Source organism: Stutzerimonas kunmingensis (assembly GCF_021432085.1).
In the GTDB taxonomy this organism is placed as follows: Bacteria; Pseudomonadota; Gammaproteobacteria; order Pseudomonadales; family Pseudomonadaceae; genus Stutzerimonas.
In genome coordinates, this window is the sequence record NZ_CP090366.1 from 1,245,711 (window position 1) to 1,260,490 (window position 14,780).

10 protein-coding genes and 1 pseudogene are annotated in these 14,780 nt (G+C 62.4%); 5 read left to right on the forward strand and 6 right to left on the reverse strand.

The genetic code is table 11. From position 1 onward, the window contains the following. Nucleotides 1-323 precede the first annotated feature (323 nt). From LW136_RS05755 to ltrA, 5 genes and pseudogenes are all read left to right on the forward strand, one after another. A complete protein-coding gene (locus LW136_RS05755) occupies nucleotides 324-1,079 on the forward strand; it encodes a GntR family transcriptional regulator (protein ID WP_041013162.1) in 756 nt (251 codons plus the stop codon). 328 nt (nucleotides 1,080-1,407) lie between these two features. Beyond that, nucleotides 1,408-2,079, forward strand: coding sequence for a metal ABC transporter ATP-binding protein (locus LW136_RS05760; protein WP_041013317.1), 672 nt, complete (start codon nucleotides 1,408-1,410; stop codon nucleotides 2,077-2,079). Between the two features lie 41 nt (nucleotides 2,080-2,120). After that, nucleotides 2,121-2,939: a metal ABC transporter permease gene (locus LW136_RS05765; protein ID WP_052462818.1), complete on the forward strand. Its 819-nt coding sequence runs from the start codon at nucleotides 2,121-2,123 to the stop codon at nucleotides 2,937-2,939. A gap of 55 nt (nucleotides 2,940-2,994) precedes the next feature. After that, a pseudogene (locus LW136_RS05770) lies at nucleotides 2,995-3,785 on the forward strand (metal ABC transporter substrate-binding protein). Between the two features lie 592 nt (nucleotides 3,786-4,377). Next, on the forward strand, nucleotides 4,378-5,883 hold the full coding sequence (gene ltrA, locus LW136_RS05775; RefSeq protein WP_011911882.1) for a group II intron reverse transcriptase/maturase: 1,506 nt from the start codon (nucleotides 4,378-4,380) through the stop codon (nucleotides 5,881-5,883). A 307-nt stretch (nucleotides 5,884-6,190) separates the two neighbouring features. On the opposite strand, the gene guaD is transcribed toward ltrA, so the two are convergent. The 6 genes from guaD to LW136_RS05805 form a co-directional block, all read right to left on the reverse strand. Beyond that, nucleotides 6,191-7,498 carry a guanine deaminase gene (guaD, locus tag LW136_RS05780; RefSeq protein ID WP_041013164.1) on the reverse strand — a complete coding sequence of 436 codons (1,308 nt, stop codon included), beginning with the start codon at nucleotides 7,496-7,498 and terminating at the stop codon, nucleotides 6,191-6,193. Between the two features lie 85 nt (nucleotides 7,499-7,583). Further along, a complete protein-coding gene (xdhC, locus tag LW136_RS05785; RefSeq protein ID WP_041013165.1) occupies nucleotides 7,584-8,444 on the reverse strand; it encodes a xanthine dehydrogenase accessory protein XdhC in 861 nt (286 codons plus the stop codon). Nucleotides 8,445-8,545: 101 nt separating this feature from the next. Then, complete coding sequence (xdhB, locus tag LW136_RS05790) at nucleotides 8,546-10,942, reverse strand: xanthine dehydrogenase molybdopterin binding subunit (protein WP_041013166.1); 2,397 nt, start codon at nucleotides 10,940-10,942, stop codon at nucleotides 8,546-8,548. Then, nucleotides 10,935-12,383, reverse strand: a complete 1,449-nt coding sequence (gene xdhA, locus LW136_RS05795) for a xanthine dehydrogenase small subunit (protein WP_041013167.1) — start codon at nucleotides 12,381-12,383, stop codon at nucleotides 10,935-10,937. Before xdhA ends, xdhB begins: the two co-directional genes overlap by 8 nt. A 161-nt stretch (nucleotides 12,384-12,544) precedes the next feature. Continuing rightward, nucleotides 12,545-13,519 carry a 2-oxoglutarate and iron-dependent oxygenase domain-containing protein gene (locus tag LW136_RS05800; RefSeq protein ID WP_041013168.1) on the reverse strand — a complete coding sequence of 325 codons (975 nt, stop codon included), beginning with the start codon at nucleotides 13,517-13,519 and terminating at the stop codon, nucleotides 12,545-12,547. A gap of 138 nt (nucleotides 13,520-13,657) precedes the next feature. Further along, a complete protein-coding gene (locus LW136_RS05805) occupies nucleotides 13,658-14,749 on the reverse strand; it encodes a BMP family ABC transporter substrate-binding protein (RefSeq protein ID WP_041013169.1) in 1,092 nt (363 codons plus the stop codon). Nucleotides 14,750-14,780 lie beyond the last annotated feature (31 nt).

Below are 14,780 nucleotides of genomic sequence, written 5' to 3' on the forward strand. Positions count from 1 at the left end.
TTCTTGTTGTCGATCACCCGGAGCGTGAGTACTCCCGAGGGGCGGGTGATGGTGGGCCATCCGCATCGGTAGTTGACCGAAAGGTCAGAAAGGCTTTCCGGATTATGCTTTTGTATACAAGAATTGCAAACAATAAATCGGTGGTCTCGCTGAACGTGCGTGGCCTGTGCGCGCTGACGAATTTGCGCGTAGGAAAACTTGAGGCTGTGAATTGTGCACAAGGTTAACGGCGTTTCAGCGTATTTATTTGTCCAGCGAACTGCCAGTAGCGGCGCGAACCCAGTAAAGTTCGGCGTTGCCGACACCTCATTTGCGAGCCATCGATGAACGAACAGTTGCAGCCCCTGAAGAAGCCGACCAAGACCGGCAAGACTCGCACCGGGACGCAGGACGATATCGTTTATGCGCACATCTTCGATGCCATCCTCGAGCAGCGTCTGGCGCCGGGGACCAAGCTCAGCGAAGAGGCGCTCGGCGAGATATTCGGCGTCAGCCGCACCATCATCCGCCGCGCGCTGTCGCGTCTGGCCCATGAAGGGGTGGTGCTGCTGCGGCCCAATCGCGGCGCGGTGGTGGCCAGTCCTAGCGTTGAAGAAGCGCGGCAGATCTTCTTCGCCCGCCGTCTGGTGGAAAAGGCCATCACAGAGCTGGCCGTGCAGCACGCCAGCGACGCGCAGCTCGCCGAGCTGCGGCAGATGGTGACTGATGAGCGTGATTGTTTCGACCGAGGCGATCGCGGGGCGGGTATCCGCCTGTCCGGCGAATTTCACCTCAAGCTGGCGGAGGCGGCGAAGAACGCGCCGCTGGTGAGCTTCCAGCGCAGCCTGGTTTCGCAGACCTCGCTGATCATCGCCCAGTATGAAAGCGGCAATCGCTCGCACTGCTCGTACGACGAACACAATGAACTGATCGACGCCATCGCTGCCCGCGACAGTGACAAGGCGGTGCGCCTGATGATGCACCACATGGACCACATCGACAGCAAGCTGAACCTCGAGGAAGACAGCGCCTCGGGTGATCTGCATGCAGTCTTCTCGCACCTGGGCCTGGCGAAGAAGAAGCCTCGCACGGCTCGCTAGCGTTGCCCCGCGCGCTGACTCGTTCTGAGTCAGCTCCGTCAGTCATCACCTGCCGCGGTGGCGGCAGAGCCATGCCGGCCTGCCAGTGCCGGTCGCCCGCCAGGACCGCACGCTGCAACCCGATTCAGCACTGATCACGGCATCAGTACGCTTCCCGACTCCGATCCGATGCGCATAGCCGCGCTGTTCAGTGAATCGGCTTGAATTTATCTCGTTAGTGTTATGTTATAACTATTATATGTTGCGCGCTGGCGTCTCTCGTTCCTGTTCCCCGGAGGCCTGAGTGGTGCGCATTGTCTGCATTTGAATGCTGAACACCGAGGTGACGATGATCGAATGCCACAGCCTGCAATGGGGCTCGGGTAGGCACCCGCTCACGCCGCCATTGGATTTGCGGTTGGCTGCGGGCAGCCTGACAGCTGTCATCGGCAGCAACGGATCGGGCAAGAGCAGCCTGCTCAAGGTGTTGGCCGGGTTGGATCGGCCGCTGGCTGGGCGGGTCGATGTGCGCGTACCGCGCATGGGCGGGGTGGCTTATCTACCGCAACAGCAGCATGTGGATAGGCAGTTTCCGATCCGACTTGCCGAACTGGTGAGCGCCGGTTTCTGGCGCAGCCGGCTCGGGCGTGACGAGCGTCGGGCGCGGCTGCGCCGGACGTTGGCGGATTGGGGCCTGCTCGATCTGCAAACCCAGGGGCTGCATGCATTGTCCGGCGGCGAGCTGCAGCGCGCCTTACTGGCACGGCTGAGCCTGACCGATGCCCAGGTGCTGTTGCTCGACGAGCCCGAAGCGGCACTGGACGATGTCGGCCTGGGCTTGCTCTGGCAGCACATTGAGCGTTGGCAGCAAGAGGGCAGAACCCTGGTGCTGGTCACCCATAACGTTGGTGGGCTGATCCAGAAGAATTGTGATGGTCTGTTGATCGCCCGCAGCGGCTGCAGCAAGGCACCGATCCGCCAGTTCATGGCCGAGCGGCAACGGCTTGGGCAAGTCGCTTGACGCCGGATTTCCTCTGGGCGCCGTTCGGCGAGTTCGCCTTCATGCGCCGGGCGCTGTTTGGCGGCGTTGCGCTTGCCTGCAGCGCGGGGCCGCTGGGCGTATTTCTGATTCTGCGTCGAATGAGTCTGATCGGTGATGCCATCGCCCACGGCATCCTGCCCGGTGCAGCATTGGCGTTCTGGCTGTTCGGCTTGAGCCTGCCAGCATTGACCGCGGGCGGCTTGGTCGCCGGTCTCGGTATGGCGGGCGCAGCGGCCTGGGTCACACGGCGCACCGGGCTACGCGAGGACGCCAGCCTCGCCGCGCTGTATCCGATTTCGCTGGCCAGCGGCGTGCTGCTACTCGGGCTGGCCGGGCGAAAGCTGGATCTGTTGCACCTGTTGTTCGGCTCGGCGCTGGCTGTCGATACGACCACGCTGTACGGCATGCTCGGTACTGCAGGGTTCAGCTTGTTAGTGCTTCTGGTGATCTTTCGCGCCTTGGCGCTCGACAGCCTCGATCCGCTTTTTCTGCGAAGTATCAGCCGTTTCGGTCCGTTGGCGCACGCCGCGTTTCTGACGCTGGTGGTACTCAATCTGGTGATCGGCTTTCAGGCCATCGGCGCGCTGATGGTGGTGGGGCTGATGATGCTGCCCGCTGCCGCAGCTCGCTTCTGGAGTCGTCGACTGCCGGTCCTGCTACCGCTCGCTGCGCTGATCGGCGCGGTGTGTGTCTGGCTGGGGTTGCTGCTTTCCTTCTACGCAAGTTTGCCCAGCGGGCCGTGCATCGTGCTTTTGGCTGGCGCTTTCTATCTTTTCTCGTTGGTAGCCGGCCCGGTTCACGGCCTGTTGCGCTCGACGTCTTTTCCAATGACCGTTTGAGGTGTTGATCATGCGTTACCTGCTTTTCGCGCTCGCTTGATGGCTCCCGCTCTCACTGCATGCGGCTGACAAGCTCAACGTGGTGACGAGCTTCAGCATCCTGGCGGACCTGACCCGCGAGGTCGGTGGTGATCGTATCGAGCTCACCAATCTGGTCGGTGCTGACGCCGACGCTCACCTCTACGAGCCCAGCCCGGACGATGCCAAGGCGCTGCTGCGTGCCGACCTGATCATCGCCAACGGATTGGGTTTCGAGCCTTGGCTGGAGCGCGTACTTGCCAGCAGCGAGCCCAAGGGCAAGCGCATCAATGCCAGTGCGGGTGTCGTTCCGTTGATGCTGGATGAAGATGGCGAGCGGGTTCCCGATCCGCATGCCTGGCAGAGCCTGACCAATGCCGAGATCTACGTGCGCAACATCGCTAAGGCGCTAGGCGAACTGGACCCGGCCAATGTCGATGCTTACAACCAGCGCCGCGACGCTTACCTGACCCGTCTGCATGCGCTGCTGAAAAAAGCGGACGCCCAGATTGCTGGTTTGCCCGCAAGCCAGCGCAAGGTGGTTACAGCCATGACGCCTTCGGCTACCTGGGGCAGGCCTGGCAGCTGAAGTTCATCGCGCCGCAGGGACTGTCCACCCATGACGAGCCCTCGGCGGCTGAGGTCGCGGCCTTGATCCGGCAGATACGCAATGAAGGGGTGCGAGCGGTGTTCGTTGAGAACATCCGCGATCCACGGCTGATCCGCCAGATCGCCGACGAGGCCGGCGCCAAGGTCGGCGGCACGTTGTATTCGGATGCGCTGGCCAGCGAAGGGCCGGCCAGTACCTATCTCGGCAGTGCGACCTGAAAGTCGCATGGGTTTCTGTTCCGCAGGTTAACGCCCGACGGAACCGACTGTTCCACCACTCGTTCCCTACCCAGACAGGCGTGGCCGGCAACAGCCGGGTCTGAAGCTCTGGGGACAATGTAACCGCCGATATTTCGGTAGGTCGAACCGCGAGGCCAGACTGAATCTGCCAGCATCAAGGCGGAGAGGTGCTAGGGATGAACGGGTACGGCTAACACAAGTGAATCTCATATAAACGTCGTCATAGTAGCCAAGCCAAAGATGCTGACAGGCTTGAACCAAAAGGTGCGCGGCCAGGCAGGGGCTCTTACCGATAGCCCCTCGTGGATGTGGTGCCGCCGGCGAAATCGAGGAGCCCGACCCGTTCGGAAATCCATGCGGAACAGGGTAAGCCCGTAGCGTTGCCGATTTCGGCAGGTGAGCTGTAAAGCAAGCTGTTGATGCTGCGGGTAAAGGAATGTGGAAAAAGCGAAGGTCACCCTGTAATGGGGTGAATACAGATTGAAACATCATCTGGCGCGAAAGCGAGCAGACTTCCACACGGTCTTCCATGGCGAGAAAACCTGATCAATCGTTGTACGGAGGAAAGCAGATGGCAGTGTTCGCACCCAATGCGCAAGCAACGGCGAGCATTGGTGCGCCTTCGAACTTCATATCGGCCTGGCCCCAACACTGGAACCAGATCGAGTCGCAAGTGAAACGACTCCAGGTACGTATCGCCAAGGCAACACGAGAAGGCAGGTGGGGCAAGGTGCAAGCCTTGCAACGACTGCTGACTCGCTCGTTCAGCGGCAAACTGTTGGCCGTGAAACGAGTGACGGAAAACAGAGGCAAGAGAACACCGGGCGTTGATGGCAAGATCTGGTCGACTCCGGTGGCTAAATCGACGGGAGCACAAGCGTTACAGCATCGGGGCTATCGGCCTCAACCGCTGAGACGCATCTACATACCCAAAAGCAATGGCAAGAAGCGTCCGCTGGGAATTCCAACGATGCGGGATCGTGCGATGCAGGCGCTGTGGAAACTGGCACTTGAGCCGGTTGCCGAAACGCGTGCAGACCCCAACTCCTATGGATTTCGGCCGCAGCGATCCACTGCCGATGCAATCGCACATTGCTTCAATGCACTGGCGAAACGTGGTTCGGCGCATTGGGTACTGGAAGCTGACATTCGAGGCTGTTTCGACAATATCAGTCACGATTGGCTGCTCACCAACGTGCCCATGGATAAGGTGGTTCTGCGCAAATGGCTTCGAGCGGGGTATGTCGATCAGGGAGCCTTGTTCGCAACGGAGGCAGGAACCCCGCAAGGGGGAATCATCTCTCCGGTACTTGCGAATTGGACGCTGGATGGCCTGGAAGATGTCGTCCATGCAAGCGTGGCTTCGACAGCGCGCAAGCGTAAGCCATTCAAGATACACGTCGTACGATATGCCGATGACTTCATCATCACAGGGGCCACGAAAGCTGTTTTGCAACATCAGGTTCGTCCTGCAATTGAGGCGTTCCTGAAAGAGCGAGGCTTGGAACTCTCTGATGAAAAGACTCAGATAACGCATATCTCGCAAGGCTTCGATTTTCTGGGCCAGAACGTACGCAAGTACGCCGGCAAGCTACTCATCACTCCGGCTCGCAAGAGTGTGAAGGCATTGCTGGATAAGGTGCGGGAAATCGCGAACGCAAACAAGACGGCGACTCAAGCTAACTTGATCTTGACCCTGAACCCGGTGATCCGAGGATGGGCCATGTATCATCGCCATGTTGTCGCCGCCAAGCGTTTCGCATGGATCGACCATCAGATTTGGCAAGTGTTATGGCGCTGGGCAGTTCGCCGGCACGCCATGAAAAGTGCCCATTGGGTAAAACAACGCTACTTTCGTGTCGTGGGTCAACGGCACTGGGTTTTCGCCACCCAGGAGAAAGCGCGCGGCATGAGTCAACCCGCTTGGCTGTATGCCGCCGCCAGTGTTTCGATCGTGCGGCATATCAAAATATGCAGTGCAGCGAACCCGTTCGATCCGGCATGGACGTTTTACCTTGAGCGCCGAAGAGCGCATCGTCAGGTTACCCAGTCTCACTCAGGCTGCTGGAAGGCTTGAGCCGTATGAGGGGTGACTCTCAAGTACGGTTCTTAGGGGAGGCAGGAGTGGTAACACTCCTGCTTTACCCGACTGTTCGAGCACAACCTCGATACGCTGATGGCTGCGCTCAAACCGTAAGGTCGAACGCGAGTCATTGATTCTTGCGCCACCAAGCGTCGTGCGATCCGGCGGTGGATGTATAAGTGACATCCACCCTACGAACGGCGGTTGTGGTTCCGGCCCGTAGGGTGGATCACGCTTCACCGATCCACGCGGTCATCAAGCATGGAGACGACCGTTGATGATCAGGTTCGTGATCGGCTGGTCAGCACACCTTGCGGTGCACTGAAACCCCGGCGGCGAAGGTTTCCTTCACCGCGCGGTCGTCGCCGAGGATCATCAGGGCGAAGAGCTTTTCCTGCAGGGTCGTCGCCTGGCTCAGGCGATAGTCAATCAGCGGCGTCGCCTTGTAGTCGAGCACCACGAAGTCGGCCTCCTTGCCTGGCTGCAGGTTGCCGATCCGGTCGTCCAGATAGAGCGCCCGCGCGCCGCCAAGGGTGGCGAGATAGAGTGCCTTGAACGCGTCGAGCTTCTGGCCCTGCAGCTGCAGCACCTTGTACGCCTCGTTGAGGCTGGCGAGCTGCGAGAAGCTGGTGCCGCCGCCGACATCGGTGCCCAGGCCGACGCGCACACCGAAGCCTTCCACCTTGGCCAGGTCGAACAGGCCGCTGCCGAGGAACAGGTTGGATGTCGGACAGAACGACACCGCCGAGCCGGTCTCACCGAGGCGTTTGCACTCCTCGTCGCACAGGTGGATGCCGTGGGCGAACACCGAGCGCGGGCCGATCAGGCCGTGGTGGTCATAGACGTCCAGGTAGCCCTTGCGCTCGGGGAACAGCTCCTTGACCCACTCGACCTCCTGCTTGTTCTCGGAGATGTGGGTGTGCATGTACAGGTCGGGGAATTCGGCGAAGAGCTTGCCGGCCAGGCTGAGCTGCTCCGGCGTGCTGGTCGGGGCGAAACGCGGGGTGACGGCGTAATGCAGACGGCCCTTGCCGTGCCAGCGCTCGATCAGCTCGCGGCTGTCGGCGTAGCCGGACTCGGCGGTGTCGGTGAGGAAGTCCGGTGCATTGCGATCCATCAGCACCTTTCCGGCGATCATCCGCAGATTGCGCTTTTCGCAGGCCTCGAAGAAGGCGTCTACCGATTGCTTGTGCACCGTTCCGAACACCAGCGCGGTGGTGGTGCCGTTGCGCAGCAGCTCGCCGAGGAACAGCTCGGCCTGCTCGCGGGCATGCGCCATGTCGCTGAAACGGCCCTCGTTGGGGAAGGTGTAGGTTTCCAGCCAGTCGAGCAGCTGCGTGCCGTAGGAGCCGATCACGCCGACCTGCGGGTAGTGGATATGGGTATCGACGAAGCCAGGGGTAATCAGCGCATCCGGGTATTCGACTATCTCTGTGCCGGCCGCCAGGGTCGGCAGCAGCTCGGCGGCATGGCCGATGCGCGCGACCTTGCCGTCTTCGACGACCAGCAGGCCGTCCTCGAAGTATTCATGGGATTGCTCGACGCCCACGTCGCGCGGGTCGGCGAGGCAGTGGAGCAGGGCGGCACGGTAGGCTTTGGTGCTTGGCATGGTGACTCTCGAAATCGTTGTATGAGGGTGATGCGTTGACATGGCAGGCCGCCGCCGGAGGCGCGCCTGCAACGAGGTCGGATGGTCAGTTTCTCTGGGCGCGGCGCGAAGCGGGGACCAGCATCGGTACCGGCTTTTCACCGTCGGCGGTCTTCTCGCCGCCCTTTTCACCGAAATGCGCGTTGTAGGTGGCGATCACTTCGCCGGCGATGGACACGGCGATCTCCACCGGCAGCTTGCCCTTCACCTCGGCGATGCCCATTGGGCAGCGCATGCGTTGCACCGTTTCGGCCCCGAAGCCACGGTCGCGCAGGCGGTGTTCGAATCTGGCGCGTTTGCTCTTCGAGCCGATCAGCCCGTAGTAGGTGAAATCGTTGCGCGAAAGGATCGCGGCGGTCAGCTCCAGGTCCAGCTGATGATTGTGGGTCATGACGATGAAGTAGCTGCCGGCGGGCATGTTATCCACTTCCTCGACCACATCGTCGTTGACCACCTTTTCCACGCCGCGCGGAATCTCGGCGGGGAATTCGTTATCGCGCGAATCGATCCAGCGCACCTTGCACGGCAGGCTGGCTAGCAGCGGCACCAGCGCGCGCCCGACATGCCCGGCACCGAACACGGCGATATGCGCCTGCGGCTGGCCCATGGGCTCGAATAGCAGCACCGTGGCGCCACCGCAGCACTGACCGAGGCTGGCGCCGAGGGAGAAACGCTCGAGACGGGTGTCGCGGCTGCGCTTTTCCAGCATTTCGCGGGCGATCTGCTGGGCTTTGTATTCAAGATGGCCGCCGCCGATGGTGTCGTACAGGCGCTCACGGCTGACCACCATCTTCGAACCGGCATTGCGCGGCGTCGAGCCGCGCTCCTCGATGATGGTCACCAGCACGCAGGGTTCGCCTTGTTGTTGCAGTTCGGCGAGGGCGTCGATCCAGACCGTGTTGCTCATGGTTCTGTCCTTCGTATCGTCCGGTGGCGTGTGTAAAGCGCCGCCACCGGGACATTCGTGTTGCGCTAACGGTGGACAAGCACAGCGTTGTCCGCCCTACGTCAGGCCGGAGTCGTCTGCGTTGCCGCAGACGTGCTCGCCGCCTGCTTCAACTTGCGCATCTGCTCCACGCCCCAGAGCACGCGCTCGGGCGTCGCCGGTGCGTCGATTGTTGGCTGCGCTTTGTAGTCTGCCAGGCTGGCCACGGCGTCCTTGATCGCACACCAGACCGAGATGCCGAGCATGAACGGCGGCTCGCCGACGGCCTTGGAGTGGAACACGGTGTCCTCGGGGTTCTTGCGGTTCTCCACCAGCTTTACCCGCAGATCCAGCGGCATGTCTGCCACCGCCGGGATCTTGTAGCTGGCCGGGCCGTTGGTCATCAGCTTGCCCTTGTCGTTCCAGACCAGCTCTTCCATGGTCAGCCAGCCCAGACCCTGGACGAAGCCGCCCTCGACCTGGCCGATGTCGAGGGCCGGATTCAGCGAGGCGCCGACGTCATGCAGGATGTCGCTGCGCAGCATCTTGTATTCGCCGGTCAGGGTATCGACGATCACTTCCGAACAGGCCGCGCCGTAGGCGAAGTAGTAGAACGGCCGTCCGCGCGCCTGGCTGCGGTCGTAGTAGATCTTCGGTGTGCGGTAAAAACCGGTGGACGACAGCGAAACCTGGCCGAAATAGGCCTGCTGGATCAGCTCATCGAAGCTGATGTACTGGTCGCGCAGGCGCACCTGGCCATTCTTGAACTCGATGTCTTCTTCGAATATCTGCCACTTGCGCGCGGCGAACTCCACCAGTCGCTGCTTGATGGTCTGCGCCGCGTTCTGCGCCGCCTTGCCGTTGAGGTCGGCACCGCTGGAGGCCGCCGTCGGCGAGGTGTTGGGCACCTTGTCGGTATTGGTGGCGGTGATCTGAATGCGCTCGATATCCACCTGGAACACCTCGGCCACCACCTGCGCGACCTTGGTGTTCAGGCCCTGGCCCATCTCGGTGCCACCGTGGTTCAGGTGGATGCTGCCGTCGGTGTAGACGTGCACCAGCGCGCCGGCCTGGTTGAGGAAGCTGGCGGTGAAGCTGATGCCGAACTTCACCGGCGTCAGCGCCAGGCCCTTCTTCAGGATCGGGCTTGCGGCATTGAACGCGCGGATATCTTCGCGTCGCTTTGCATAGTCGCTGCTGGCTTCCAGCTCGGCGGTCATCTCCTCGAGCATGTTGTGCTCGACGGTCTGGTAGTAGTGGGTGACGTTGCGCTCGGTCTTGCCGTAGTAGTTGCGCTTGCGCACCTCGAGCGGGTCCTTGCCCAGCTCGCGGGCCACCGCGTCCATGATCTCCTCGATGGCGACCATGCCCTGTGGGCCGCCGAAGCCGCGGTAGGCGGTGTTCGAGGCGAGGTTGGTCTTGCAGCGATGGCCATTGATGGTGGCGTCGCCCAGGTAGTAGGCGTTGTCGGAGTGGAACATGGCGCGATCGACGATCGAGCCGGAAAGGTCCGGCGAGTAGCCGCAGTTACCGGCGAGATCGATCTCGATGCCGTGCAGCAGACCGTCATCGTCGAAGCCGACGTCGTACTCGACGTAGAAGGGGTGGCGTTTGCCGGTCATGGTCATGTCTTCCATGCGCGGCAGGCGCATCTTGGTCGGCCGACCGGTGAGGTGCGCGATCACCGCGCACAGGCACGCAGGTCCCGCGGCCTGGGTTTCCTTGCCGCCGAAGCCGCCGCCCATGCGGCGCATGTCGATGACGATCTTGTTCATCGGCACGCCGAGCACTTCGGCCACCAGCTTCTGCACCTCGGTGGGGTTCTGTGTCGAGGTGTAGACGATCATGCCGCCGTCTTCGGTGGGCATGACCGAGGACACCTGTGTCTCTAGGTAGAAGTGCTCCTGCCCGCCGATGTGCAGCGAACCCTGCAGCCGACGCGGCGCGCTGGCCAGGGCCGTGGCCGAGTCACCACGCTGGTGGGTGTGGCTGTCGAGCACGAAATGCTTCTTGTGCAGCGCCTCGACCACGTCGAGTACCGGCTCCAGGTCTTCGTATTCGATGATCGCGGCCATGGCCGCCTTACGTGCGGTCTCCAGGCTGTCGGCAGCCACGGCGATCACCGGCTGGCCGATGTACTCGACCTTGCCGTCGGCCAGCAGTGGATCGCCGGGCAATACAGCGCCGATATCCAGCTGCCCGGGTACATCCTGAGCAGTGATGGCAATCGCGACGCCCGGCACTTCATAACACGGCGCCGTGTCGATGCGGACGATGCGGGCGTGGGCCCGGTCGCTCATGCGCGCATAGATATGCAGCTGGTTGGGAAATTCTAGGCGGTCGTCGACGTACACCGCCTCGCCCGAGACATGCTTGGGCGCGCTGTCGTGCTTGACGCTGCGACCGACGCCGGTGACCAGGTCCTGGGTGAACAGCGCCGCGATTTCTTCCTGAGTGCGGGTGGTTACGTGGTTAGACATAAGCGGTCACCCTCGTCTCGGTCTTCGGTGCATGTTGTTCGAGGAAGCACTTGCGCAGCAGGTTCTGTGCGACCAGCAGGCGATACTCGCGACTGGCGCGGAAGTCGGTCAGCGGCGTGAAGTCTTCGGCCAGTGCATCGCAGGCCGCCTCCACGGTCTGCTGGTTCCAGGGCGCGCCGTTCAGGGTCGCCTCGCAGGCCGCGGCGCGCTTGGGAATCGCCGCCATGCCGCCAAAGGCGACCCGGGCATCGGCGACCACGCCATCGGTGATCTGCAGGTCGAACGCGGCGCAGACAGCGGAGATGTCGTCGTCCAGTCGCTTGGAAACCTTGTATGCGCGGAACAGGCGATTCGGTTTAGCGCGGGGCACTCGTACCTTCTCGATGAATTCTCCGGGCTGGCGCGCGGTGACCTTGTAGTCGATGAAGTAATCCTCGAGCGGCAGGGTGCGGCTGTTGGCGCCCTTGCGCAGGACGACGTCGGCACCCAGGGCGATCAGCAGCGGCGGCGAGTCGCCGATCGGCGAGGCGTTGCCGATGTTGCCGCCAAGCGTGCCCTGGTTGCGGATCTGCAGCGAGGCGAAGCGCTGCAGCAGCTCGCCGAAATCCGGATACTCGGTTGCCAGCGCGGCGTAACAGTCGGTCAACGGGGCGGCTGCACCAATCTCGATATGGCGGTCGGCGATCTGGACCTGCTTCATCTCGGTGATCTGACCGACATGGATCATCACCGGCAGCTCGCGATGGAACTGGGTGACCTCCAGTGCCAGGTCGGTGCCACCGGCAAGCAGCCGTGCGTCGGGATTGGCGGCGTAGACCTCGGCCAGTTCGGCGACGGTCAGCGGCGACAGGCAACGCTTTTCGCCGTCGCTGAGCTCGGCCATTTCACGCGGGGCGATGGCCTTGAGCTGGGCGATGGTCTCGGCTTCGCGGGCATCGAACTGGTCCGGCTGCTTGGCACAGCAGGCCTGTTCGGCGGCTTCGAGGATCGGCCGGTAGCCGGTGCAGCGGCAGAGGTTCCCGGCCAGGGCTTCGTGGGCCTGGTGCGGATCGTATTCGTTGACCGCGCCGGCGTTCTTCTGCAGGGCGAACAGGCTCATGACGAATCCGGGGGTACAGAAGCCGCACTGCGAGCCGTGACAGTCGACCATCGCCTGCTGGACGCTGTGCAGCTGACCTTGGTGCTTGAGGTCTTCGACGGTGATCAGTTGCTTGCCGTGCAGGGCGCAGACGAAGGTCAGGCAGGAATTCAGGGTGCGGTAGCGCAGCCGATCGCCGACCAGTTCGCCGACCACAACGGTACAGGCGCCACAGTCGCCGGAGGCACAGCCTTCCTTGGTGCCCGTCTTGCCGCAGTGTTCGCGCAGGTACTGCAGCACCGTGGTGTTGGGGTCGAGAGTCTGCTCGCTGCGCAGCTCACGATTGAGGAGAAACTGGATCAAGGCGGTGCCTCCGACTGTTGTTGTTCTGACGCGCAAATTATCGCTATCTGACTTTTCGGTCAACTTATTCCTGACTCAAAAGTCAATGCGGCATGCGCGCGCAGGTCGGGCGAGGGCTAGGTGGCCATCGCCCGGTTTTTCTTACTGCAAGTAAAGCCCGCTCAGGCCGATTCGGCCTCGCTCTGCCGTCGGTAGGCGTAGGTCTCGGCGAAGCGCGAGAGCATGTACCGGCTGCAGGTGGTGCTCGGGTATTTCGGCGGGTTGGTTTCGTCGTAGCAACCGGGCAGGCAGGCGATTTCGGTGTCCGGATGCGGCTCGGCGAAGAACGGCATGGAGTAGCGGTCCACACCCAGCGGGCTGATCACGCGATGGGGCGTCGACTTGTAACGGTCGTTGCTCCAGCGCGCCATCATGTCACCGATGTTGACTACGTAGGTGCCCTCGATGGGCGGTGCGTCGATCCACTCGCCCTTGACGTTCTGCACCTGCAGGCCGCCGGCCTGGTCCTGATAGAGCAGGGTGACGCAGCCGTAATCGGTGTGCGCGCCGGCGCCTTGCTGATCGGCGCTGGTGGCGGTCTGCCGGGGCGGGTAGTGGATCATGCGAAACACGCTGATGGGCTCGACGAAACGCTTGTCGAAGAAGTTCCGCTCGATGCCAAGGGCGAGTGCGATGGCACGCAGAAGCGTGCAGGCAAGGTCCTGCATGTCGCGGTAGTGCCCTTCCATCAGCTCGGTCCAGCCTTCGATCTGCAGCGGATGACGGTTGGGCCCGCGCAGTGGTTTGCCGGCCAGTACCTCGGGATGATCGGCAGGCATATGGAAACCCATGTCGAAGGTTTCCTTGAGGTCGCACGGCTGGCTCGGGTCCAGCTGCTCGGTGGCGACGGCACCGTAGCCGCGGTGGTGCTGGCTCTTGGTGATGTCGATCTTCAGCTTTTCTTCGGCGGGCAGCGCAAAGAAACGCTGAGCATGGTCGGTGAGGGCGGCGATGCGCTCGGTGCTGATCGGATGACCCTTGATGTAGAAGAAGCCCCACTCGCGGCAGGCGCGGTCGATCGCCTCGGCGACGGCCAGATGGCCGGCCTCGTCGGCGTTATAGAGCGGGGAAATATCGATGATGGGCAGTGAATTCATGGCTGACTCCGGTACGGCGCCGACGGTCTTCTCGTACCGGCGGCTTTCGAGGGCAATGCCCCCTGCGTGCGGTTCGCCAGGTGGCGGGACGGCACGCAGATTCCGCAGTGCACCGGGCGGGGCCGGCGCGGGTAACGCTTACTTCGGCATTTCAGCCTTGACGCCTTCGACGTAGTAATTCATCGAGGCGAGGTCCTTGATGCTGGCGGTCTCGCCGTCGGCGATGCGCACTTTCCCAGCCTGGTCCTTGATCGGGCCGGTGAACGGGTGGAATTCACCGCTCTTGATGCTGGCGATGATCGCTTCGGCTTCGGTCTTCACATCGGCTGGCACCAGATCACTGATCGGCAGGCTGATGCTGTCCTGGGCCAGACCACCCCAGAAGTCTTCGGATTTCCAGGTGCCGGCCATCACCGCTTCGGCGGACTTGGTGTAGTGCGGGCCCCAGTCGTTGACGATGGAGGTCAGCACGGCCTTCGGTCCGAAGTGCTGCATGTCCGAGGCGTAACCGACGGAGTAGACGCCACGACGCTCGGCGGCCTGGATGGGGGCCGGGCTGTCGGTGTGCTGGAAGATCACGTCGACGCCCTGGTCGATCAGCGCGTTGGCGGCATCGGCTTCCTTGCCCGGATCGAACCAGGTGTTGACCCACACTACCTTGATCTCGGTGCCGGGGTTGTACTTGTCCAGCGCCAGCTGGATGGCGTTGATGTCGCGGATCACTTCCGGAATCGGGAAGGAGGCGATGTAGCCGACCTTCTTGGTCTTGGTCATCTTCGCCGCGAGGAAGCCGCCGACGTAGCGGCCCTCATAGGAACGGGTCAGGTAGGTGCCGACGTTCTTCGCCTGCTTGTAGCCGGTGGCGTGCTCGAAGGTGACCTTGGGGAACTGCTTGGCGACCTTCAGCGTGGGGTTCATGTAGCCGAAGGAGGTGGTGAAGATCAGGTCGTAGTCGCTCTTGGCCATGTTGCGGATGACCCGCTCGGCATCGGCGCCTTCCGGCACGTTCTCGACGAAGCTGGTCTTCACCTTGTCGCCCAGTTTTTCTTCCATGTACTTGCGGCCCTGCTCGTGCTGGTAGGTCCAGCCGTGGTCGCCGATCGGGCCGATGTAGACGAAGCCGACCTTCAACGGATCGGCGGCCGACGCTGCGGCGGTCGTCAGTGCGGCGCTGAAGCCGATCGCTGCGGCGAGTGCACGCAGCAGGGTTTTCCGAGTGTTGTTCTGCATGGCGGATGACGCTCCTGTTTGTCTAGCTACA

Coding starts and splice junctions, on each gene's coding strand:
- LW136_RS05760 (WP_041013317.1), top strand. CDS start 1,408: ATGATCGAATGCCACAGCCTGCAATGGGGCTCGGGTAGGCACCCGCTC.
- xdhB (WP_041013166.1), bottom strand. CDS start 10,942: ATGTCTAACCACGTAACCACCCGCACTCAGGAAGAAATCGCGGCGCTG.
- LW136_RS05805 (WP_041013169.1), bottom strand. CDS start 14,749: ATGCAGAACAACACTCGGAAAACCCTGCTGCGTGCACTCGCCGCAGCG.
- LW136_RS05800 (WP_041013168.1), bottom strand. CDS start 13,519: ATGAATTCACTGCCCATCATCGATATTTCCCCGCTCTATAACGCCGAC.
- LW136_RS05765 (WP_052462818.1), top strand. CDS start 2,121: ATGCGCCGGGCGCTGTTTGGCGGCGTTGCGCTTGCCTGCAGCGCGGGG.
- LW136_RS05755 (WP_041013162.1), top strand. CDS start 324: ATGAACGAACAGTTGCAGCCCCTGAAGAAGCCGACCAAGACCGGCAAG.
- xdhC (WP_041013165.1), bottom strand. CDS start 8,444: ATGAGCAACACGGTCTGGATCGACGCCCTCGCCGAACTGCAACAACAA.
- guaD (WP_041013164.1), bottom strand. CDS start 7,498: ATGCCAAGCACCAAAGCCTACCGTGCCGCCCTGCTCCACTGCCTCGCC.
- ltrA (WP_011911882.1), top strand. CDS start 4,378: ATGGCAGTGTTCGCACCCAATGCGCAAGCAACGGCGAGCATTGGTGCG.